The 23,427-nt window shown below is 41.6% G+C and carries 19 protein-coding genes, 1 pseudogene and 1 riboswitch; of the genes and pseudogenes, 5 read left to right on the plus strand and 15 right to left on the minus strand.

The annotated features are described in order from the left end of the window. Positions 1-3 precede the first annotated feature (3 nt). Entirely contained in the window at positions 4-2,841 is a 2,838-nt protein-coding gene (locus Q9R36_RS09355) for a nuclease domain-containing protein (RefSeq protein WP_311224999.1), read from the plus strand. 248 nt (positions 2,842-3,089) lie between these two features. Here the strand turns inward: Q9R36_RS09355 and rlmD (Q9R36_RS09360) are convergent. From rlmD (Q9R36_RS09360) to Q9R36_RS09420, 13 genes and pseudogenes are all read right to left on the minus strand, one after another. After that, a pseudogene (gene rlmD / locus Q9R36_RS09360) lies at positions 3,090-3,830 on the minus strand (23S rRNA (uracil(1939)-C(5))-methyltransferase RlmD); the annotation flags it as partial. 123 nt (positions 3,831-3,953) lie between these two features. Next, the gene (locus Q9R36_RS09365; protein WP_311225000.1) at positions 3,954-4,766 is read right to left on the minus strand and encodes a sugar phosphate isomerase/epimerase family protein; all 813 of its coding nucleotides are present in this window, start codon (positions 4,764-4,766) and stop codon (positions 3,954-3,956) included. Next, complete coding sequence (locus Q9R36_RS09370) at positions 4,753-5,943, minus strand: dihydrodipicolinate synthase family protein (RefSeq protein WP_311225001.1); 1,191 nt, start codon at positions 5,941-5,943, stop codon at positions 4,753-4,755. The genes Q9R36_RS09365 and Q9R36_RS09370 overlap by 14 nt, the downstream gene beginning before the upstream one ends. Beyond that, the gene (locus Q9R36_RS09375; RefSeq protein WP_311225002.1) at positions 5,915-7,105 is read right to left on the minus strand and encodes a Gfo/Idh/MocA family protein; all 1,191 of its coding nucleotides are present in this window, start codon (positions 7,103-7,105) and stop codon (positions 5,915-5,917) included. Before Q9R36_RS09375 ends, Q9R36_RS09370 begins: the two co-directional genes overlap by 29 nt. A 195-nt stretch (positions 7,106-7,300) precedes the next feature. Continuing rightward, entirely contained in the window at positions 7,301-8,569 is a 1,269-nt protein-coding gene (locus tag Q9R36_RS09380) for a TRAP transporter large permease (RefSeq protein WP_311225003.1), read from the minus strand. Further along, positions 8,566-9,087, minus strand: a complete 522-nt coding sequence (locus Q9R36_RS09385; protein WP_311225004.1) for a TRAP transporter small permease — start codon at positions 9,085-9,087, stop codon at positions 8,566-8,568. Before Q9R36_RS09385 ends, Q9R36_RS09380 begins: the two co-directional genes overlap by 4 nt. Positions 9,088-9,150: 63 nt before the next feature. Further along, entirely contained in the window at positions 9,151-10,179 is a 1,029-nt protein-coding gene (locus Q9R36_RS09390; RefSeq protein ID WP_311225005.1) for a TRAP transporter substrate-binding protein, read from the minus strand. Positions 10,180-10,291: 112 nt separating this feature from the next. Beyond that, entirely contained in the window at positions 10,292-11,140 is an 849-nt protein-coding gene (locus Q9R36_RS09395) for a helix-turn-helix domain-containing protein (RefSeq protein ID WP_311225006.1), read from the minus strand. A gap of 313 nt (positions 11,141-11,453) precedes the next feature. Then, the gene (locus Q9R36_RS09400; protein ID WP_311225007.1) at positions 11,454-12,473 is read right to left on the minus strand and encodes an ABC transporter permease; all 1,020 of its coding nucleotides are present in this window, start codon (positions 12,471-12,473) and stop codon (positions 11,454-11,456) included. Next, positions 12,442-13,980: a sugar ABC transporter ATP-binding protein gene (locus Q9R36_RS09405; RefSeq protein WP_396137111.1), complete on the minus strand. Its 1,539-nt coding sequence runs from the start codon at positions 13,978-13,980 to the stop codon at positions 12,442-12,444. The genes Q9R36_RS09400 and Q9R36_RS09405 overlap by 32 nt, the downstream gene beginning before the upstream one ends. Before the next feature lie 65 nt (positions 13,981-14,045). Beyond that, complete coding sequence (locus Q9R36_RS09410; RefSeq protein ID WP_311225008.1) at positions 14,046-15,128, minus strand: sugar ABC transporter substrate-binding protein; 1,083 nt, start codon at positions 15,126-15,128, stop codon at positions 14,046-14,048. A 142-nt stretch (positions 15,129-15,270) separates the two neighbouring features. After that, positions 15,271-15,435: riboswitch (SAM riboswitch) on the minus strand. A gap of 446 nt (positions 15,436-15,881) precedes the next feature. Then, positions 15,882-16,544 (minus strand): hypothetical protein, encoded by a 663-nt coding sequence (locus Q9R36_RS09415; protein ID WP_311225141.1) that lies wholly within the window; start codon positions 16,542-16,544, stop codon positions 15,882-15,884. Further along, on the minus strand, positions 16,501-16,884 hold the full coding sequence (locus Q9R36_RS09420; protein WP_311225009.1) for a hypothetical protein: 384 nt from the start codon (positions 16,882-16,884) through the stop codon (positions 16,501-16,503). Before Q9R36_RS09420 ends, Q9R36_RS09415 begins: the two co-directional genes overlap by 44 nt. A 265-nt stretch (positions 16,885-17,149) precedes the next feature. Here Q9R36_RS09420 and Q9R36_RS09425 point away from each other — a divergent pair, with 265 nt between their 5' ends. The 4 genes from Q9R36_RS09425 (at position 17,150) to Q9R36_RS09440 (ending at position 20,259) form a co-directional block, all read left to right on the plus strand. Continuing rightward, the gene (locus Q9R36_RS09425; protein ID WP_311225010.1) at positions 17,150-17,443 is read left to right on the plus strand and encodes a hypothetical protein; all 294 of its coding nucleotides are present in this window, start codon (positions 17,150-17,152) and stop codon (positions 17,441-17,443) included. Further along, complete coding sequence (locus tag Q9R36_RS09430) at positions 17,436-18,734, plus strand: hypothetical protein (protein ID WP_311225011.1); 1,299 nt, start codon at positions 17,436-17,438, stop codon at positions 18,732-18,734. The genes Q9R36_RS09425 and Q9R36_RS09430 overlap by 8 nt, the downstream gene beginning before the upstream one ends. After that, positions 18,722-19,252 (plus strand): hypothetical protein, encoded by a 531-nt coding sequence (locus Q9R36_RS09435; protein WP_311225012.1) that lies wholly within the window; start codon positions 18,722-18,724, stop codon positions 19,250-19,252. Before Q9R36_RS09430 ends, Q9R36_RS09435 begins: the two co-directional genes overlap by 13 nt. 89 nt (positions 19,253-19,341) lie before the next feature. Further along, complete coding sequence (locus Q9R36_RS09440) at positions 19,342-20,259, plus strand: hypothetical protein (protein WP_311225013.1); 918 nt, start codon at positions 19,342-19,344, stop codon at positions 20,257-20,259. Positions 20,260-21,131: 872 nt separating this feature from the next. On the opposite strand, the gene rlmD (Q9R36_RS09445) is transcribed toward Q9R36_RS09440, so the two are convergent. After that, positions 21,132-22,514 (minus strand): 23S rRNA (uracil(1939)-C(5))-methyltransferase RlmD, encoded by a 1,383-nt coding sequence (rlmD, locus tag Q9R36_RS09445; protein ID WP_311225014.1) that lies wholly within the window; start codon positions 22,512-22,514, stop codon positions 21,132-21,134. A gap of 18 nt (positions 22,515-22,532) precedes the next feature. After that, positions 22,533-23,378, minus strand: coding sequence for a DNA-3-methyladenine glycosylase family protein (locus Q9R36_RS09450; protein ID WP_311225142.1), 846 nt, complete (start codon positions 23,376-23,378; stop codon positions 22,533-22,535). Between the last annotated feature and the right edge of the window lie 49 nt (positions 23,379-23,427).

Here is a 23,427-nt window from a genome sequence, read left to right on the forward strand (position 1 = left end):
GGCATGTATGTAGAGTTATTCATGATCAAGGTTAGGTATGACCATAGCGTAAAACCAACCCAAAAACTACTGCCGATAAAATCTATAGATATTGGCGATAAAATTCCAAGAAAAAATAAAGAAGAGTGGGTTATTCCAAACCATTATCGCAGCCAAAATGAAAATTTCATGCGACAAATTGGTGTTCGATTCGTTGATAAGGAAAATAATGTTGAAAAAGTTTCTGTTATTTCACCCGACGAAAAATCTAGTCATAATTTTGTTTATCATTTCGACAAGAACATTTGGTTTGAACCAACGCTTTTTTCAAATAAGAAGCGCAAGGGCTATTATCTTTATGATGAATCTAGTATTTTAACTGGACTAACAAATGCAGGAACAGCGAAGTTAAGCTGTACAGCAAATGGTCAACCTAACAATTTTGCAGCCATCCACTTTGTTCCATCCTCCTTACCAATTGAGGATTATGAAGAGATGATCGCCGATTTATACAGAATCCGGGAGGATTTTGTACGAGATGACCGAAATGTTGCCAAAGTTGCAATTAGTTCAAATAAAGTTGTGATGGAACTGCAGGAACAATTAAAAAAACTAACAACTGCAATTAAACAGATTAATGCTAACCCACATACAATACTAGAATTGCATACGACGAAGAAAAAGCCGCAGAGTCACGGACGCTTTGACCTTCATATGGAAATTGAACAATATGTGAATCCTGGAAAACCAAATTATCGAAGTCGATCTCTCAAACCTATGGTCGCTACGTATGAGAATAAGCTAATAAAACAACTATTAGAAGATTTAATTCGATATGCTGCTGCAATGGGTTCAACTGAAATTACAACAAAGTCTCTATTACGTAATGTAATAAATGAGCGTGAGATGCATTTCCATAAAAGTGATTTAGAAATTCAAAGATTGCTTGGTTCTGTTGATAAGATAGAAGATATAAATACATACAACAGGATACATAGTAAGTTAACACAGGATATGCAACGATACTTAGATGAAGAAAGCAGTATTCGCGATAATATCAAAGCTATAGCAAACTTTACAGCAAATCCAAATACAGTACGTGATACCCAATATATTGAACTAACACTTGAGATGAATGGCATATTTACGAATAGTAATCACTATTATCATCATCAATCCGTTCATGGAATGAGAGCACAATTAAAATATGATAGACGTGAACAGCAATTAAGGATCAGAAACTATGCTATCGAGACCCCTTTTGGCCGAATACCACAAGTTCCGAATAGCCATTTTGGTACAATCCAACTTGCTAGTAATCATGTACAGTCCCAAGTCAGATTTTATAATGCTTTCTGTGAAGAAGCACAAATACAATCAAAGCATCGACCTAGAACCATTAATATTCGTGGATTTGTGCGACCCCAACCTAATGGTGTTGATGCTGTCGCCACTCGAAGACTTGATAATTTTTATGATTATACATTTGACTTTGTGCATATTTCTAGCATTCACGTAAACGGTAACGAAATACTTGTTCCGGAAGGTAGAGTTTCTCTCCTAGACTTTTTAGATAACGAATTACCGGTTATGATGCATGGTGCAGACCAAAGTGAAGAAGCGTTTATGCGTTTAAAGCAACTTGAGAAACTCCAGGCACTTACCAAATTTAAAGAAGAAATTCATAGTGCTGCTGCAGAGTTTGATGAGTTACGAGAAACTGCACAGAGTTTATTGATGTTGCCTTTATTTTCAACACTTAATTTAAATGAACGACTCCCAATAAGACCAACTCAATTATTTTTGCATAATCCCACCTACCGTGTAGCATGGCAAGCAGTCAAACGGATTAAGAATGAGCTTTCCGCATCATTATATGTAGAACAGCATCAACGACAGATTAGTACAGGAAAAGTAGAGCATATTTTCGAAGTTTGGACTCTTTATAAAATTTTACACCTACTGACTAAGGAAATAGGCTGGAGGTTAGATGGTTATAAAGATGTGACTGCCTGCTTAGATGACTACTTACTCGTTGGAAATCAAAAAGGGCTTCAAAATTTCTCTGTTACACTCTATTGGCAGCATTGGCAAGTTGAACTCTATTATGAGCCAAAAATAGATTTACCTTTTAGCCAATACCTTACACCAGACTTCGTTCTGAAATTTAAAAAGGATAATAAATCTTTGGGGATTGTTGTTTTAGATGCAAAATATCGAAATTATAATTCACAGGGAACGGAACAGTGGGTAGAGGATATTATTGATATTGCAATAAATAAATACGGAAACATGCAACCGATTGATTCAAAGTGGCAAGCTCCAATTTTGGCATCTGGTATTATACATTCTGATATAGCAATTTCCGAAAACGCTGAAGATAAGTATAACCCATACCATGTCATGTATAATGAATCGCTTTTTAACACTAATTTAAGTAACGAGAAGGCACATAAGCACGGTTCTATTTATATGATACCTTCTAAAACCTATGTTTTTAAAAATTGGTTCCGATTAATTATGGAATATCATCTCAGTGAGCATAAAGTATGTTGGAATTGTGGAGAGGCTGAAGAAGTACATGAGCGTCAACTTCTAACTCAAGGTGGGTACCCAAAATACTATTATACATGCAAAAAATGTAATGAATTCTGGGTGAAGGTACACTGCCGCTCTAATCGACATAAACTTGTAAAGCACATGAATAACTACCATCTACAAGTAGAAAGTCGTAGAAAATGGTACGTTATATGTCCAAGTTGCGGAGATGGCCGACCAACACAAGCAACTCCCCAACTAATAACAACTTTATTGGAACCACCACCAGAATTCATCAATTTTGATGAACATCTACCATGGTAATCTTAAAAAAATTGAATAATATTAATTAGTTCAAAGGCTTGGATATTATTCCAAGCCTTTTTATTCGATGTGGAACTCAACTTTTGTACAATCTAGTAAAGTCACAATTATCTTTTCTTCGTTAGACACTGTTATCTTTTTTTTGAGTTTTAAAATATAAATCTATATCAAACAAACTATTTTAATATAACAGCTACCTTATATAGTTCAATTAACTATTCTGTTTTATCAAAAAACAGGCCCCCTCCTCAGGAACCTGCTCCACTCCTCAATACTAATTCACTTACCACTTCAACATGCGCAGTCTGCGGAAACATATCCACCGGCTGCATATACTCCACTTTATACTCCGGATCAAGCACCGCAATATCCTTCGCCAATGTAGACGGGTTACAAGACACATACACAACCTTCTTAGGCTTCACCTTCAAAATCGTTTTCAGCAGTGCCTGGTCAAGCCCGGTCCTTGGCGGATCAACCACGATGACGTCCGGTCTCCACCCTTCTTTCATCCATTTCGGAAGCAGGACTTCGGCTTTGCCTGTTTCGTATTTGGCGTGTTGGATGTTGTTGCGGGCGGCGTTTTTCTTGGCGTCCTGGATGGATTCCGGGATGATATCCATGCCGCGGACTTCGCCTGCCTGGTCTGCTAGCCAGAGGCCGATGGTGCCTACGCCGCAGTAGGCGTCTGCGACTTTTTCTTTGCCTGTGAGGCTTGCGGCTTTTTTGACTTCGTTATAGAGCTTGACGGTCTGCTCGGGGTTGAGCTGGAAGAAGGTTCGGGCGGACAGCTCGAAGGAGAGGTCCCCGAGTGTTTCCTGGATGTATTCTTCCCCGTGCATATGGCGCGTTTCTTTTCCGAAAATCAAAGATGTTTTTTCGCCGTTGATGTATTGCATGATTGATTTAACCTGCGGCAGCCTTTTGGTGATTTCTGTGATAAGCTGCTCTTTTTTCGGCAGGTCTTTGGTTGATGTGATGATGACTAATTAGAAAAAAGAGGTAACTACCCCCACAAACTTTAAGGCTTTAAAAAATGTGGGAGCAGCTACCTCTTTAATTTTGTTTTTTATTACATGCTTGCCAGCCTATACATGTCTCCACTCTCATTCCTACACATGCTCCAAATACCTTTCTTTCATCTGAACCAATGTATCATCACCAGCCTGGCTCCAAATCTGATCATTAAATATCTCTACTTCAATTGGTCCACTGTACCCTGTCTTCTCCACCGCCTTGCGAATCCGGCTGATTTCAATGACACCGTCGCCCATCATGCCTCGCCCCTTTAGCATATCAGGAGTAGGCACCAGCCAATCGGAAACATGGAATCCTAAGATCCGTTCTTTGGCACGGTCGATCTGATTATATAAATCTGGATCCCACCATACATGAAAGACATCAACCACAACTCCTACCTGTTCAGGCCGATATTCTTCTGCTAAAGTATTGGCCAAGTCCATTGAAACGACTACTGACCTTTCCGCCGCATACATAGGATGCAGCGGTTCTATTCCTAATTTCACCCCATACGATTCAGCAAAAGGGACCAGCTGGGCGATTCCTTCTTGAACCATTTGCCGGGCAGATACGATATCCCGGTCAGGAGATGGTCCGCAAACCAGAACGAGTACATCTGTACCAAGCTCGGCGGCTTCTTCAATGGCTCTTTTATTATCATCGATTCTTTTTCCTCGTTCGGAAGCAGTTCCGGCCGGGAACATGCCGCCTCTGCACAAACTGGAAACCTTTAAGCCTGCATCCTTGATCAGCTTCTTGCTTGTACTTAAGCCCAGTTCCTCTACCTTATGCCTCCATGGGGCTATCCAGGGAACTTCTGCCCGGGCGCATCCCTCGATGGCTTCCTTTAGATCCCATTGTTCTGTTGTAATTTGATTTAGGCTTAGCCGTTCATAATTTTCCACTAGAATATTCCTCCTGACGGATCCCGGCTACATTTAATACCAGCTTCATTCTTTCCGCAGCAAGCTCCGGATCTGATAGCAGGCCGGCCTGATCTGCTAATACGAACAGTTCCGAAAGATGCACGATAGACCTTGCACTCTCAGCTCCGTTGATCATCCGGAAATGAGATTGGTGCCCATTCAAGTAGGCCATAAAGACGATACCGGTTTTATATGAATAAGTTGGAGCTTGGAAGATATGGCGTGACAGGGGAACTGTCTTATCCAATATTGCATGATAGGAATCTTCATCCCCTTCGTCTAATGCATGCAGAGCCGCTGCTGCAGCTGGTGCGATGGCGTCAAAAATTCCAAGCAGGGCGTGGCTGTAGCCTTGTTCATCCCCTTTAATCAATTCAGGATAATTGAAGTCATCGCCGGTATACATTTTCACTTCCGGTGGAAGAAGTCTGCGCATCTCGATTTCACGTGAAGCATCAAGGAGAGAAATTTTAATTCCATCGACTTTGTCTTTGTTATCCCAAATCACATTCAGGCAGACTTCCATGGCATCATCAAGATTTTTATAGCCCCAGTAGCCTTTCAAGGAAGGATCGAACATGTCGCCAAGCCAGTGGAGAATAACCGGCTTGGAAACCTGCCGCAGAATATTGGCATAGGTTCTCTCATAATCCTCAGGCCCCTGAGCACAATCTGCCAGTGCCCTGCTTGCCATCAGGATGATTGGCGAGTTATGCTGCTCCACCCATTCGCATTGCTCTTCATAAGCCGCCTGGACGTCCGCCAGAGTGACTGAAGGTGCAGGAAGCAGATGATCTGTCCCGGCGCCGCAAGCGATTCTGCCGCCCACTGCTTTTGCTTCTGCTGCAGATCTGCGAATAAGCTCCTTTGCACTATTCCAATTAAGACCCATTCCGCGCTGTGCCGTATCCATTGCCTCTGCCACCGAGAGACCAAGAGACCATAGATGCCTTCTATAAGCTAGTGTGTTTTCCCAGTCAATCTGCGGGTGTAGAATGGGATCAGAATCTGCAAGAGGATCAGCAACCACATGCGCTGCTGAAAAGGCGATCCTGCTTTTGAAATGGCCTTCGGGTTTGATGAAAGCTTTATGATTTTCTGTCTGATATTGATATGTGTTTCCGTTTTTATCTGGCAGAGTTAACCGCTTCATCATTCTTCCTCACCTCCAGGCTTAATTCCGGTACATCAATCCAGCGACGCTCCTCCCAGGATTTAAGCCCTAATTCCGCAAGCTGTGTCCCTTTAGCACCCTCCAGCAAATCCCAAGGGAATGGCTCATCGGCTGCAATATGCTTTAAAAACAGCTCCCATTGGACCTTGAATCCATTATCAAAATTCTGGTTATCGGGTACTTCCTGCCATTGTTCTGTAAAGTTGAACGAATTTTCAATGTCAGGATTCCAAACAGGCTTCGGTGTATTGATGCGATGCTGAATCTTGCAATCTCTTAAACCGGCTACAGCGCTTCCGTGTGTGCCATCTACTTGAATCGTTAATAGATCCTCACGATTTACACGAACCGTCCACGAAGAATTCACCTGTGCGACAATGCCGCCTTCGAGTTCAAAGGTCGCATATGCTGCATCATCAGCTGTGCACACATACGTATCTCCCTTTTCATCGACCCTTTTAGGAATATGCGTTTTACCCAGACAGGAAACAGATTCTACCTTGCCAAATAAGTTATCAAGGACATATCGCCAATGAGCAAACATATCAACAATGATTCCGCCGCCGTCTTCCTTCCGGTAATTCCACGAAGGACGCTGTCCAGCCTGCCAGTCGCCTTCAAATACCCAGTAGCCGAATTCCATTTGCACGGAAAGGATTTTGCCGAAAAAGCCTGAGTCTATCAGTCTTTTTAGTTTTAATAAGCCAGGAAGGAATAATTTATCCTGCACAACACCATTTTTCACGCCGGCCTCATTGGCCAGCTTCGCAAGTTCAACTGACTCCTCCAAGCTTGTGGCAGTAGGTTTTTCACAATAGATATGCTTGCCCTCATCGATTGCTTTTCGAATGGCAGCTGCTCTTCTGACGGTCGTTTGGGAATCAAAATAAATAATATTATGAGGATCTGCCAGGCACTCATCGAGGTCCGTGCTCCATCGGCGAATATTGTGCTTTTCAGCAAGCGCTTGCAGTTTATCTTTGTTTCTTCCAACCAGGATTGGGTCCGGCATAATGATATCACCATTCGCCAGCTCCACCCCTCCTTGCTCCCGGATGGCCACAATCGATCTGACTAGATGCTGATTGGTTCCCATCCTTCCTGTCACACCGTTCATAATAATCCCGATATTTTTAACTGCCATAATTATTTCCTCCTTTTTGACCTTATAGCCAAGTAATTATTGTTGAGCTTAATCTTATTCTAAAAATTTCTGACAGGATTTTCTCATTCAAATCGGAAGGCTTTTTGCAATATCGGAGATTAGAGGAGAAGGTCCATTTAATCTGGGAAATAAAAAAAAATGCCCCTTCTTTGCAGAAGAGGCGAAAATAATAGATTATTGGTAAACAAAGTTTGATAAATAAAGAGAAAGCTGCGGCACATAAGTGATAACCATTAATGCAGCAATCAGCACGAAAATAAAAGGCATCGTTCCCCGGGTTACACCAGCGAGCGACATTTTGCTGACCCCTGATGCCACAAAAAGATTCAATCCAAATGGCGGAGTTAACATTCCGATTGCCAGGTTGATTATCATGATGACACCGAAATGGATAGGATCAATTCCCATTTCCAGAACCACTGGCAAAAACAGCGGAACGAGGATCAGCACTGCTGCACTTGAATCCATAAACATACCCACAATCAGCAAAATAATGTTCACCAAAATTAAGAAAACAAAAGGATTGGAGGCATATTCGATTAATGTCCCTGCAACGGTTGATGGAATTTGTTCGTATGTCAAATACCAGCTGAATACCTTTGAAGCAGAGATGACAAGCATAATCATGGCAGAAGTCACAATGGATCTTTTTGTCACTGCGAATAGTTCCTTAAAAGTCAGTTCCTTGTAGATGAAAAAGCCGACGATCATACTGTAAACAATCGCGACCGCTGCAGCCTCTGTCGGAGTGAATACACCAAAGTAGATGCCGCCAAGAACAATCACCGGCATCAGAATTCCCCAGATGGCAGAAATCGTGGATTTCCATAATTCCTTGCCGGTTGGCCGCGGATCTGGCTTATGCCCTTGTTTCTTTGCAATAATATAACCGACAGTCATAAGAATCAGGCCTATAAAGATTCCCGGAACGATTCCGGCTATAAACAATTTGCCAATCGAAACCTCGGCAACAGAGCCATAGACTAAAAACGTAATACTGGGAGGAATGATGATTCCGAGAGACCCGGATGCACACATAAGTCCAACTGAGAACTTCTCAGAAAAACGAGCCTCCTTTAACGATGGAATCATGATGCCCCCGATTGCTGCCACTGTTGCCGGACTTGAACCTGAAAGGGCAGCAAAAAACATTGATGACAGCACCCCCGCAATCGGTAGTCCACCGGTTGTCCAGCCGACCCATTTCTTTGTAAAGTCAATTAGCCTCTTGGATGTCCCCCCTGCCAGCATCAGGTCTCCTGCAAATACAAAGAAAGGAATGGCCATAAGCGAAAAAGAGTCGACCCCTGAAAACATCGTCCTCGCCAAGGTGTCCATCGGAACATCACTTTGAAAGATGACAATAATGGTGCTTAACGCGATGGATATGGCAATTGGAACACCCAGTAATAGAAGAACTGCAAAGATTAATAAGAGCATCATAGTTTGGGAGCCTCCTCTTTAGAAGGGGGAATAATTGTGTAATCTGAACGAAAGCTTTTGATATCCTGAACTAAAAGCTGCAAAAAGCGGATTGCCATCAGGCTTGCACCTACAGGAATAGCCAGATATGGGATAAACATCGGCAATCCGGTGGACGGTGTCACGCTGCCGAACTCAATCACACTTGTCACGATTCCACTGCCTGACCAAATTAAAAATACACAAAAAACAATTGAAATCAGATTGGCAATAATAGAGAAAATCTTTTTCCCTTTTATCGGCAAGTAGGTGACAAGAGCATCCATTGTGGCATGTGCTTTTTCCCTGACTGCGATACTGCTCCCTATAAATACAAACCAGACAATTAAGTACCTGGCCACCTCCTCTGACCAGGATAAGGAATAATTAAATACATACCTGAGCACCACTTGGACAAAAACAAGCAAAGATGTAAAGATTAGTGAAGCCACTCCCACATATTCTTCCAAGTAGTTTAGAAAGTGGTTGATTTTCTGCAATGTAACTCCCTCCCTTAGAAAAAGGGACGGCTATCAGCCGCCCTTAATTGTAATTTCAAGAAATTATTCTGCCTCTTTTATGGCGTCGAGGAGTTCCTGACCGCCTTCTACTTTCTTAAAGTCTTCATAAACTCCGCTTGTCGCTTCAATAAATGCTTCTTTATCCGATTCTGTCAGTTCAGTAATTTCAATTCCTGATTCTTTTAATGTTTTCATATAGGCTTCTTCATCAGCAGCTGATTGCTCCCATTGCCAATCCGTTACCTCAGCAGCTACCTCATCAACAGCCTTCTGAAGATCTGCTGGAAGCTTCTGATAGTACTGCTCGCTGATCAATAATGGGTAGGCCATATATCCATGACCGCTTAAAGTCAAATAATCCTGGACTTCATAAAACTTCTTGCTGACGATATTGCTTAAGGGATTCTCCTGTCCATCAACTGTTTTCGTCTGGAGGGCTGTATATAACTCCGCAAAGTCAATGGAAACCCCGCCGGCGCCCATTGCCTGGAACTGGGAGATAAGCAGCGGACTTTGTGAGACACGCATCTTCAGGCCATCAAGATCCTCCGGCTTTTGAATTGTTTGTTTAGAGTTTGTCAGGTGTTTGAATCCTCCGTCCCAATATCCCAATGCACGAAGCCCTTGTTTCTCCAGATACTGGTTGAACACTTCGCCCACTTTTCCATTTACAGCGCTTTTTACATGGTCACGGTCTTTAAATAAATAAGGGAGATCGAACACTTCAAATTGTTTAACAAAGGCCGGCAGGACACCAGTAAAGGGAGCATTCATCTGAATCGTTCCAGACTGCATTTGTTCAGTGATTTCCCTGTCTGCTCCTAATTGGGAATCAGGGAATACTTCTACTTTGATTTTTCCGTCCGTACGTTCCTCCAATAGCTCTTTGAACTTTTCTGCAGCTTTCCCTTTTGCCGTTGAAGCGCTTACAACATGTGCAAACTTAATAACATATTCTTCTTTTTCCGCAGCGTTCCCGCTCTGCTCTGTTGCTCCATTTTTTCCGCAGCCGGCAGCAAATACAGCAAACATTAGAATACAAATTGAAAATAATCCCCATCTTCTTTTCATGTCCCTTTGACCTCCTAAGAATTTATTTTCTCTTTGATTACTATTTTGAATTTTCTTTAAATTAAAGTCTTATGAGATTGGGAGAAAAATTCTTAATTTTGGAGATAGGGAATCAGGATACTGTATCTGAAACAACTGAAGCCGACTGAGAAGATAATCGGAATTTGTTTGGTGATATTCCTACTAAATTTCTGAAAGTACGGTAAAAAGTCGAAAGTGTTTCATATCCCACTTCAAAACAAATGGACACAATATCCAGATCAGATTCCAGAAGTAATTCCTTAGCATGGTTAATTCTTACCTTTTGAAGATATTGCAGAGGCGTATCATTAAACTTTCTTTTAAAGATATCGTTCATATATCTGGTTGAAATCCCATAGACTGCCGAAAGGCTTTCGGCTGTAATATTAGTGAAGTAATGCCTTTCTATGTACTCCTTCATTTGTATCGAGCGAATATCATTGGCATCCTGGACAGAAGTATAATTCTGTTGCCGGAGCAGATGAATCATGATTTCTATAAGATACACGGGCATGGACAGCTTTCCAAAAAGATCACCATTTTTCTGTTCATATAGCATTTTTCTAATTAATGGCCTGATTTCACTTGCTGTATATAAATCAAGTTCAAAATGCCGCGATTCTTTTTGCATTAGAGAAAGCAGTTCTTTCTGCAGGGTGATTTCCATAGAAGGCAATGAAAATGCCAGAACCAATACAGTCATTTTGGTAGCCGCCTTTATGGAGTGAACACAATTGGGCGTAATCAGCACCACTTTGTCTTTTGAAAAGTTATAGGCCCTGCTATCCAGTGTAATTTCACCTTCACCTTCAAGAGCATATAGAATTTGAAAATAGTCATGATAATGCTCAGAGACAAACTTGCCTTTTAGATGCTTGCTTTCATATAAACTAATTCCTGTATCCGGAAAGTCGAGCCTTCTGTATAGCTTTTTATCCATCGGGAACCTCCTAATCGAAATTTTCAAATATTTTAATGTATAAGTTATTCTATACAAGCAATAGTTCCCCCTTTAACAAATTTTCGCGTTAATAGGTAAAGTTTATATTTCTCATCTAATTCAAGCCCTTTTAGGCTTAGGTCAACCATCCTCATATAAACAAAAAAACAGGCCCCCTCCTCAGGAACCTGCTCCACTCTTCAATACCAATTCACTTACCACTTCAACATGCGCCGTCTGCGGAAACAAAAGAAAGTGCCTGACTCCACACACTTTAAAGTATTAACTAGTGTGGAGTCAGGCACCTATTTCTCTAACTGGCACTCTTCATTTGTATTTTTGAACGCGCTGATTTTTTAGCACTGAGTCGGAAATAGGTGACCGTGAGTGCAAGGACGAGGACTGTGCCTTTTACAATTTCAAATGCGTAATATGGTAAATTCAGCATCGTCAGCCCGTTGAGGAGCACTCCTATTAATGCTGCTCCAAAAAACGTGCCCAACGCATTGGGTTTTCCTGCCCCAAGAACAGAGAATCCGACGAAGACAGCGGCTACAGCCTCCATCAGCAAGGAAGCCCCGGAATCTATTTGTCCAGATCCAACCCTGGACGAAAAGAGAATCCCTGCCAGCGATGCAAAAATCCCGGATACTATGTAAGCAAGGGTTTTCACCTTATTCACATTGGTTCCTGACAACCGGGCTGCCTCTGCATTCCCCCCGGTCATATACAGGATTCTTCCCCACCGGGTTTTATTCAATACCACGTAAACAGCAGCCACCAGTATCAGCATTATGATCACTGGAACAGGAATTCCCCATAGTCTTCCCTGCCCAATCCAAAGGAAATTTGAATAGAACTCTCCAGGCGCCTTTCCTCCAGCTGTCAATTCCATGTGGCTGTAGATAGAATATCCCTCAGTGTATGTGCGGTGCAGGCCTGAAATGATATACATGACCCCTAAGGTTGCCAGCAGATCAGGTATTTTAATTTTTACAATAAGAAGGGAGTTAAACAGCCCCACCGCGGCGCCTGCCAAAATCGGGAGGACCAGGACTGCCCAAAGCGGGAGCTCAAACCATACCATCAAAGAAGCTGTTAAGACCGTCGCAAGGGACATCGTGGATCCTACCGACAAATCAAATCCATCCACAATCAGGGTAAATGTCACTCCTAAAGCCAGCAGGGTGACAATGGAGATGGAACGCAGAATATCGGATATATTACTGTAAGAAAAAAATGCCGGATTTACGATGGTGAAATAAACCAAAATCAGAGCCATCAATAGGATGGCACCATATTTATATACAAACTGAAACACTTGGCTGCTCATCACTTTCCTCCTTTCCCCCGCTCGCATACAGCAGAATTTTTTCCTGTGAGGCCTCTTCCCTTGATAATTCTCTTACAATCATCCCGTCATACATCACTAAGATTCGGTCCGAGACAGTCAGGATTTCTGAAATTTCACTAGTAAGATAGAGAATACCCTTCCCCTGGTCGGCAAGGCCTTGGATAAGGTCGAAGATTTCCTTCTTTGCACCAATGTCCACACCTTTGGTCGGTTCATCGAAAATATAGAGGTCACTGTCTGCTCCTGTCCATTTTCCAATCGCCACCTTCTGCTGGTTTCCTCCGCTTAAATGGAGAACCGGATCAGTTGTCCCGCCTGTTTTAACACCCAGGTTTTTAATAATTTTTTCCGCGTGGCTTTTTTCCGATTTTTTATTCATGAAAAGAAAAGAGGAAAACGATTTTAGATGAGGGAAAGAAAGATTATGTTCAATCGACTCATTGATAAACAATCCCTCTTTCCTCCTTTCTTCCGGAATTAAAACCACACCCGCACGTATCGCATCCGCCGGGCTTTTAAAGGGACCTACTTTCCCATTCATCGTCATTTCACCTAATTCTGTTTTCGTAAGGCCGAACAAGATCCGCGACAGCTCTGTTTTTCCTGCTCCAACCAGCCCTGCGACTCCTACTATCTCTCCACTTGAAACCGAAAGACTGGCATTTTTCACTAACCCGCCATCACTTATCCCATTGACCTCTAACAGTTTCTTCCCAGGTACCGATTTTTGTTTTTCTGTGATTTGAATGTCTTTGCCAAGCATCGCCTCGACAATTTCCTGATGGGTAGCTTGTGTTGTTTTAAAGGTCTGAATGGTTTCACCGTCTCTCATGACGGTAATCCGGTCACTTATTTCAAATACTTCCGGCAGCCGGTGGGAAATGAAGATGATGCCCATCCCCTGCGCCTTCAGCTTTCTCACAATGTTAAAAAGATACTTTGTTTCCTCGATCGACAGCGGGGCAGTCGGTTCATCCAAAATGATGATGCCCGCCTCTTTGACCAGGCCTCTGGCGATCAGCACCATTTGCTTTTGAGCGAGGGTCAGCTCAGAGACATATTGGTCTACAACTATTTGCTCTTCATTCAGGAGAGCAAGAATTTCTTCTGCTTTTCGCTTCAGCTCCTTTTTTGAGACGAAAAAACGGTTTCCTCCGGCAAAGGAATCAAGCAGAATATTCTCCGCCACTGTCAGCTGCGGCACCAATGCCGTATCCACCTCCTGGTAAACACAGTGGATGCCCAGATCCTTCGCCTCTTTTGGTGAATGGATCGTGACTGGCTTTCCGTTAAGATAAATATCGCCTTCATCATGGCTGTAAGCACCCGCCAGAATTTTGATAAGCGTACTTTTACCCGCACCATTGGCCCCCAATAAAGCATGTACTTCTCCAGAGGCCAAATGCAGTCCAGCTCCCTTCAAAGCCCTTGCTGCTCCAAAGCTCTTGAATATATTTCTCATTTCAAGTAGTGATGCACCCATCATGCTGCCTCCTTTAAAAAGGAAAACATCAGGCGGCCTTTAACCTAAGGCTGCCTAATGTCCCGCTGTTATTTCCCTTCTTCCAATTCCTTCAGGGTTTCGGTATATCCCTGGTCGCTGTTGCCCCATCCTTCCACGTATTCATTCAGCTCCGTGGTGGTGATTTGCTCTTCCGGGAGTCCATCTTTTGATACGAACACCGGTGTTAATTTAACATTGTCAGGAGTCTCTTCTCCGGATAATTTTTGATAGGCATAGCGAACCTGTATTCTGCCAATATCCTTTGGATCAACAGCTGCAGTTGCCACCCAAGGAGAATTCTTGTCCTGAATCATTTGCAGGTCTTCATCACTCATATCGATTCCGTACACTTTGATATCTGTCCGGCCGGCCTGCTGAATAGCACGAACGGCTCCTTTGGCAAATTCATCCCATGCTGCCCAAACCGCTGTAATCTGCCCTTTCTCCGGATACTGCTTTAAAATGGCTTCCATTTGTGACTGAGTATCCAATGCTGTATTCTGCGTCGCTGCTCCAAATGCCGCGACCTCTTTAATCCCCGGATTCTGTTCAAGGAATTCCTTATAGGCGACTTGTCTTCGCTCCATCGGCGCAAAGCCGGCTACCCATATTTTAACGATATTTGCGTTTCCATCTGAGTCCTCAGCCAGTCTCTCAAGAGTGCTTTTTGCCATCTGCTGATCACCCTGCTCAAGCACGGTCACACCCGGTTCACTAACCTCGGCGTCAAAGGCAACGACTGGGATTTCTTTCTCGACCGCCTTTTGGACTCCGGCCGCCAATGCTTCTTTCGTGCCATGGTCTATTAAAATAGCATCAAATCCCTGGTTGATCGCTGCGTCTAGGTTTGAAGACATTTTCGCCAGGTCACCATCAGAAGTAAAAACTGTGGTAGTTCCGCCGAATTTCGTAACCTGCTCCTTCACACCGTCAATATATTGAGCAGAAAACGTACCAAGATTTTGCTGCATAATTAATGCGATCTTTTTATCGGCAAGCTGGTTATCACCATTGGTTTTATCAGCCGCCGCCTCTCCCTCGGTGCTGACGCCTGTCTTTGGCTGGCACCCTGCTGTAAGCAGGATAACGACAAAAATACTTAATAGAAAGCTCCATTTTTTATTCTTCATTTTCTCTCTCCATTATTGTTTTTTTTTATGCTTTTGCTTTGAACCCTTTGATGCTGACCTGTAGATCACTCCTTTTATGACATAAAAAAGCCTCTTTCTACGTAGAGAAAGAGGCTGAAGATTATATATCGAATCTCCACACCTCTTATCTCCCAGAAAAGAAAAATCTCCTCTGTTGGAATTAGCACCGTGCCTTAAAGGTATTTACATACCGGCGCAAATCTTGCTGCGCCCCGTTTCACAACGGAATTACGGTCGGTTGCTGGGCTTCATCGGGCCAAATCCCTCCGCCTGCTCTCGATAAGAGTTGAAAGCTTGCTATTAATTTTGATTACCTGTGCTGAATATTATCATCAAAATTAAATGTACGCAATATGTTTTTTCAATTTTGTAAATTTTTATAACAGGAGTACTTGTGGAACTGGCCCTGAAATTTAAGATAAGGACTGGTTAGCGAAAAGAATCGCCGTAAAGAAATTTTCCGAAATGAAATGTTGTAGGAAGAAGGTGCCTGACCCCACACGCTTTAAAGCATTAGTTATTTTGGGGTCAGGCCCTTAATTCTACGTCTACCAAAAGGTTAATATGATTAAGCCATTATCTTAATAATTTTTAATTCTTTTTAATTATTACATTTAACGAACGCCAATAGGATTTTATAGAAGGATGTTCTTCCTGGAAAATTTTTATATTTGACATATCGTACCTCAATTCTCAAGTAGTAATAAAGGACTCAAAGAAAAAACTGGTGTCTTAGGAATACTTATTAGGAAACTTCTCTTTACCTAATAACCACAAATATTTATCAATATCTTTCAAGGTGTAGGATTCAAGCTTATAGAACAATCTGAATTGAAGAAGTATATTCTTAAACTTTGTATATGTCTTTAAGTCGTCATTTCTAAAATCATAGAAACTGTCCACATCTCTAAAATAGCGTAAGACCTTAGCTACATAACTGTCATAGATAGGGAATTCTAAAGGGTTATGGTGACTACAAGATTTGGTCGCAAAGGAATAGAAATTCTTCACTGAACCATTTTCCATCTGTACTCTGGCAATCTCATTCACCAGTTTAACCTCTCCTTTATTAAGTCCATCATCAATGTCTAAACCGATAATATGCTTTGCAACCTGGAATGGGGAGAATATATTCGTACTGTAAAAGTCATTCAAAGCTGATACCTTTATCAGTACATCGTCAATATCTGTATTATTGGGGTAAATTCTTAAAAATAATTTCTCAAGAGCACTTTCCTGTAAGGAGTAATTTTCTAAGGTGTCCCATACATGTAGATATTTTTGGAGTTCATTTTGGGATGGTTGAGGAACGTCCGAATTGTCGGCACCTGTACTTTTTCCATTCTTATTATCATGTACAGGTTCTTCTGGGGTAATGAATTTTATGCTTATCATTTTCAATAAGTGCTTTTACTCCACCATATTTGTTATCTATGAACTCTGTTAGGATTTTGATAGACCTCATGTAGGTGTTTGTGTTGCTGGTAGGATTTTTAACCTTATGTTCACTCGTAAAGTAAGCTTCAAGTAAACCTTGGCATCGTTTCATTGAATGTTCATTTTCAAGAGCTTCCCACAATCTTATTCCAACATCATGTCGATACAGATAAAAAGCATCACTTAAAATGACACTCTTATCTTTCAAGTGGCTGTACTTTGTCTGTATATAAACCTTAAATTCTTCTTTTAAAATATCTACTTTTTTATTACTCAACATACTTTTTGAAGTTTGCACGCTCTTTCTCCTTTTCTCCCAATTTCCAATAAACCTTCTACATTTCTCTTAGAATTGTAGTCAAAGGGATGAATATTTAAAAACACCTAATTTTAATTATAAAACTTCCCTGTATCATTTCAACCATATACTGGTAAGTTGTCTATCACCCGAAGGAATCTACTAACAAAAAATTAGGAATATTTTACATGAAGCGTAGATTATTATACGAATATATTACATAATAGTAGTAAATTATTCCCATCAAATTAAAGGAAGTGATTAGATGGAAAGTCAAGAATTAACCAGATTACTTCAACTAGAAGATTGGGGACCAGACGACGAAAAAAGTGCACTTACTTTGGATGAAAAAGACCGTGTACATTTGGCAAAGCATATAGCAAATTACGATGGTATTCTGATTGACTTGTCTCACGACACAAGTGTTTCAGTTAGAGAAGCCGTTGCATCAAATAAAAACACCCCAGTAAACATACTAAAAAAATTTAGCAAAGATGATAAAAGTATAGAAGTTAGAACCACAGCTATACAAAGCTTAGAGGAGCTTAATTATGAGTAACCACATTGAAAAAGAATTATCCCAAGAAGATATATCTTATATAAAAAAGCACTTAAATAGAAATGATCTGAAAGAGTTTCTAGATATTGCTTCTGTTGCTGGTGCTCATGAAATGGTAACAAGAGGAATTCCTGGAGTATATGAAGGAACTCACCAGTTTATTAGAGACATAGAAACTGCTCAGTTATTACAAGAAAAATTCCCTAATATGCCTTACAGTTCACCTGAAGGCTTTAAAGAATGGCTTACCGATCGTTTATCTGGCTCAACTAACTCACAAGCTAACGCATTAAGTAGATTACAGGGAGATGGTGCTGGAGAAGTTGATTTTGTTCGGGAAATGCAAGGTAGTCTTAGAAGTCTCTTTACTAAGACAGATTTTGCAAAAGATGCAAGTGGAAATGTTACAAGTAATTACCCTGGAATAGATGCTGTTGAGGTAAATAGATTTACCGGAAAAGTCATCAATGAATACCAAATTAAAACCTTACGATCAGAAGAGAGTATTAACAAGGTGCTTGAAAAGTTCACTAGTAATAGTCATTATAATGAAAACATTACTTTAGTTGGACCTAAGGAATTAATCGAAGAAGCCCAGAAACAAGGACTGCCAAATCCAGTAAAAGTAATGGGTACCGTTAAAGAGAATTCAGATTCAGTTAACGCATTAAAAGATAAAATTCAGAGTGGACAAATGACAACTGAACTCTCCACAAAAGCAGTAGTAGATAAAGTAGCTGGCGGAGCTGTAATAGGAGCAGCTATATCCATTGGGATTAGTTCATTATTTAATTTTATTGCTTATAAAAAAGGTGAAATAAGTAAACAAGAATTAGTTTCTAGGATAGGTAAAGACGGAGTCAAAGGTGCGATTACAGGTGGTGCACTTGCCGGTTTATCGTTATTTGTTCCAGGTGGAATCATAGGTATTGGGATTGGCTTTGTAGTTGGTTCTGTTTTACGCAGGGCTTTAGATGACGCCTTTGGTGATGGTATTTTTGCAGATATTCTAGATTTAACAAATTCTGTTCAAGCAAATGTAAAACTTCTCCACAAAGGTTCTATATATATTGCAGAATTGGTGGAGGCAGATGGTAACCAAGTCGCAAGAACTGTTACTACCGTTCAAGATCTCACCACCGAAAGAATTAATACTCTTAAAAGGTTACAAGATTATGAGGAACGTTTCCAAGCAGGACAGGACATTGTTAAAAATGAATCGGTTCAATCTCGACTAGATAAATTAGATAATATCAAGGCACGATTGGAGAACGAGAAATGGGAAATGTAGTAGCAATTAAATCAAAAACAGAAGCAGCAAAGGTCTTAGACCAACACCATGAGCTAGTTAATCAAAATAACGTGCGTGACACAGTTAGGAATGCTCTGTGCAAACTTGATGAAGTAAATGGAAGAATTGAAAAGATAGAAAAAAGAGGATTCTTTAAGAGAATGGTTGGAGGAGTGACTGGAAGTAACCAGAAAGAAATAGTGGCAGCAATGCGTGACATCTCAGAATCTCAAAACATAACTGTTCAACTAGTAATTTCATTAGCTATTATGCATTCACAGAACCAATATGCATTAAATGATATTCTTGATGAATTAGAGCAATCTAAAGGCACATATACTAGAATAACTGACCATATTCAATTCTTATACAATCAAGTAGAGAGTATCAAGAAATCTTATATAAAAAAGCCGTTAGACAATCCACCAGCTAAGAAAAAAGATAAAAAAGTGATTATTAGTGTTGGAGTCGCAGTAATTATCATACTAGGTATCTGCTTATTTTCCCTTTATAGATAGTATAGCAGTAAAAAAAATCCAAATTTGATTTTGTAGCTTCATATTTAAACTACATATATTTTCTACCAAAATGGAAGTGAGTATAGTCAATGAGTATAATTCAACTTTTAGAACCAAAGCACATTTCAGAACTTGAACTAGTTACAAAAGACTTATATACTTTTACACCACCCACAGAAACTATCAATCTTAAACATGTTGCTGCACACAAAGGAAGTTTTATGGTTGGTGCTTCTCCCGGCTATTCTATCATACCTTCTTTAATAGGAACTATTTTTGGAGCATATGCTTTCAAAAGAAATAATATAGAAAAAGTAGAGAAGAACATAGAAGAGATTAAAAAAGAACGCGAAGAATATTATCAGATTGATAGTTACATTGATAATAGCTTATCTAAAATAGCGAATACAGATGCTTTTAATGTTTTATCAGGAGTAGTTACTGCAAATGTTGAAAATGAAATAGGAAAAACCCATTGGGAGAAACTAGAGGAAAAAAGTAAACTTTTCATTACTACAGCTGAAGTATTACGTGAATTTTTACAAGTTTTTAATGATAATTTAGATTACTCACCTCCCACTTTAAATTACTGTAAATCTGTAGAGAATGAGCTTAACGAAAAGCTATTATTTCCATTCAAACATTTTTACAAATCAAAGAATATTAAATTAAAGAATTCAGATTTCGAATCTAAATTATCATTTGTTATTTCCAACGATAAAATGAAATTAACGTTGGGAGAACATGTTTTTATATTAAGAAAAATATTAAATAATAAAGAACTTACAAAGATTGAGTCAGAATACAAACGATTCTTGATGATAACAAATTCATATTTACTCGGAAAATTTAATCAAAGAATAAACATAATCACGAAATATTACCGCAATCCTTCAGGTCACACTGAGGTAATGGATCAGAAAAAATGCTTGGAATGTAGGAATTCTATTTTAGCAAAAGATGGTATTATATCTGGAATAATGGGGATTTTTAAAGTAATAAAGTAAAATAAATAAGTTAAAGTTGAACGTTGGCTTCTAACATCGAGGTAATCAAAAGGCTTGGATACGGTTCCAAGCCTTTGAAGGAAGCTGTGATTGACCAACTGATCTACCACTCTCATCTGGTGGTATTCCACGGGGAACTACTTACCACTTCAACAGCACCGTTTACGGTAACATTATTCACTGGCTGCACATTTATTCTGCGTATCTGACAGTAATATCCTTCCGCCAATGTAGACGGATACAAGAAGCATCACAACCTGTTTAGGTTTCACCTTTAATTCGTTTTCAACTACGCCTAATCAAGCCCCGTCTCAGGCGAATCAACCACAATAACATCCAGTCTCCTTCTTCTATTATCTACATCGGTCAATAGGAATAGATGGAAACAAAAAAACAGGCCCCCTCCTCAGGAACCTGCTCCACTCCTCTGTTCAGTAATATTAATGTCTTGCTACTCCACACCTTCTCAACCTGCATTCTTACGCCACCTAAATTCTACCATTTAAAATAAAGTTCTGCACAAAAGGGGCTTTTTCTCGATTTTCTTCTTACTTTTTTCTCCCACAACTTTATTTTTTATGATAATAAAGCTCTGCTATTTCCTACTTATCTTCCTGCCTTTTCCCCTACTTTTTCACACTCTTTTTTCAGGTAAAAACTCCAAACACTTTTACTCAATCCTTGCTGTATCAAGCCTTTACAGGCTCTTTTTCTCACCCTATTTCAACGTAAAAAGGATGGGATTCCTGGTCCCACCCTTTTTTTCCTGCTTTTAATTTCTGCCTCTGTCCACACGTTTTCCACAGGCATATCAGAACTTTGTTTTGAATATGGCAAGGGTTTATTTTAGATGCCAGGAGTTTATTTTGGCTTTACACCCTCAAAACTATCTGCGACACGCACTCAACATGCGCCGTCTGCGGAAACATATCCACCGGCTGCATATACTCCACTTTATACTCCGGATCCAGCACCGCAATATCCTTCGCCAATGTCGACGGATTACAGGACACATAAACAACCTTCTTAGGCTTCACCTTCAAAATCGTATTCAGCAGTGCCTGATCAAGCCCGGTCCTAGGCGGATCAACCACGATGACATCCGGCCTCCAGCCTTCTTTCATCCACTTCGGCAGAAGAACTTCAGCTTTCCCAGTTTCGTATTTAGCGTGCTTGATGTTATTTCTGGCGGCGTTTTTCTTGGCGTCCTGGATGGATTCTGGGATGATGTCCATTCCGCGGACTTCGCCTGCCTGGTCGGCGAGCCAGAGGCCGATGGTGCCTACGCCGCAGTAGGCGTCAGCGACTTTTTCTTTGCCTGTGAGGCTGGCGGCTTTTTTGACTTCGTTATAGAGCTTGACGGTCTGCTCGGGGTTGAGCTGGAAGAAGGTCCGGGCGGACAGCTCGAAGGACAGGTCCCCGAGTGTTTCCTGGATGTATTCTTCCCCGTGCATATGGCGCGTTTCTTTCCCGAAGATCAGGGATGTTTTTTCGCCGTTGATGTTTTGCATGATTGATTTGACCTGCGGCATCCTCTTAGTGATTTCTGTGATGAGCTGCTCTTTTTTCGGCAGGTCTTTGGTTGATGTAATGATGACGATCTGGAGCTCGCCGCTCTGGATGCCGGTCCGGGCCATGATGGTGCGGACGGTTCCTTTTTTCGTCTTTTCGTTGTAGACGGAGATGCCGAGCTTGTTCATGACCTTTTTGACGACACCGATCGCTTTATTGGTGTGCGGATGCTGCACGACGCATTGCGGGATGTTGATCAGGTTATGGGAGTTGAGCCCATAGAGGCCGGCGATGATTTTCCCATCCTCCTGGCCCACCTGGAAGGCCGCTTTGTTGCGGTAGTTCCACGGGTCCTCCATACCGATCGTATCGCGGATGTCGAGCCCTGCAACCGGAAGCTTGGTATGGCGTTCAAGGGCCTGGATGACGATGTCGCGCTTTTCCTGCAGCTGGCGGTCATAGCGGAGATGCTGCAGCTGGCAGCCGCCGCACAGCTCATAGACCGGGCATGGTGCCTGGACGCGGTACTCGGATTCTTTGCGGATCGTTTTGATTTTGGCTTCGGCGAACTTCGGGCTCACCTTTGTGGCTTCGACGACGACCTCTTCTCCAGGCAGTGCACCTGGTACGAAGACGACCTGCCTTTTAAAATAGCCGACGCCCTCGCCATTGATGCCGAGCCGCTTGATTGTGAGCGGGAAGGTCTGCTTTTCTTGTATTTTCACGGTTTGTTCGTTTTTCATCGTGCTGATTCACTCCATTTATTCAATGCTTCGCCAGAGATACAGGGAAGCATAGGTTAGATAAGGATCCCAGCCCAGCATATATTCGTCCATCTGCTCGTGGGTCGGCTTTGCTTCAAGCTTATATAATTTCTTCAGGGCATTTTGCAGCCCGATATCTGCCTTCGGGAAAAGATTGGGGCGGCCGAGTCCGAACATCAGGAAGTTCTGGACCGTCCATGGGCCGATGCCGCGGATTTTGATGAGCTTTTTCATGATCATTTCATCCGGCTCTTCGGCCAGCTCGTCGAGATTCAGCCTTCCTTCGGTGATTTCCTTTGAGAGGCCGATGGCGTACTCGGCCTTCCTGCCGCTGAACTGGAGCTCGCGGAGCTCTTCCACCGTCAGGGCGGCCACTGTTTCAGGGCGCGGATAGAACCAGACGCCGTCTTTTTCGAATCCGAATGTCTCGACAAACCGCTTCGTCAGCGTGAAGGCAAATGACAGGTTGAGCTGCTGGTGGATGATGCATTTCAGCAGGCAGCCGTACGGATCGAAATCGAGCACGACCGGTGTGCCGTAATGCTCGTCAAAAATCGCCTTCAGCTCTGTATTCTGAAAATGGGTATGAATATCCTCAAGCGGGATATGCCACTGAAAGATCTGCGCCAGGCGCTCTTCCGCTTTTTCTTTATGTTTTCCATCTATGCCGTTTATGATGAATTCGGGATGCTCTGTGGTTCCCGTCGCTATTACCTCGGCAGCGACCGGTTCATTTTCAATCATCAAAGGAACCTTCACGCTCCGCTTTTCCTTGTCGACATGATGAAGCGGATCAAGCGATAGCCTGTCCAGTACAAGATCAAAGTTATAAGGTCCTTTCATTTGAAAAATAGCCAACTAGCATCCATCCCTTGTGTTTTTTACCTTATTA

Origin of the sequence: Bacillus sp. AG4(2022), from assembly GCF_031844465.1 — a bacterium.
GTDB lineage: Bacteria > Bacillota > Bacilli > Bacillales > Cytobacillaceae > Bacillus_AB > Bacillus_AB infantis.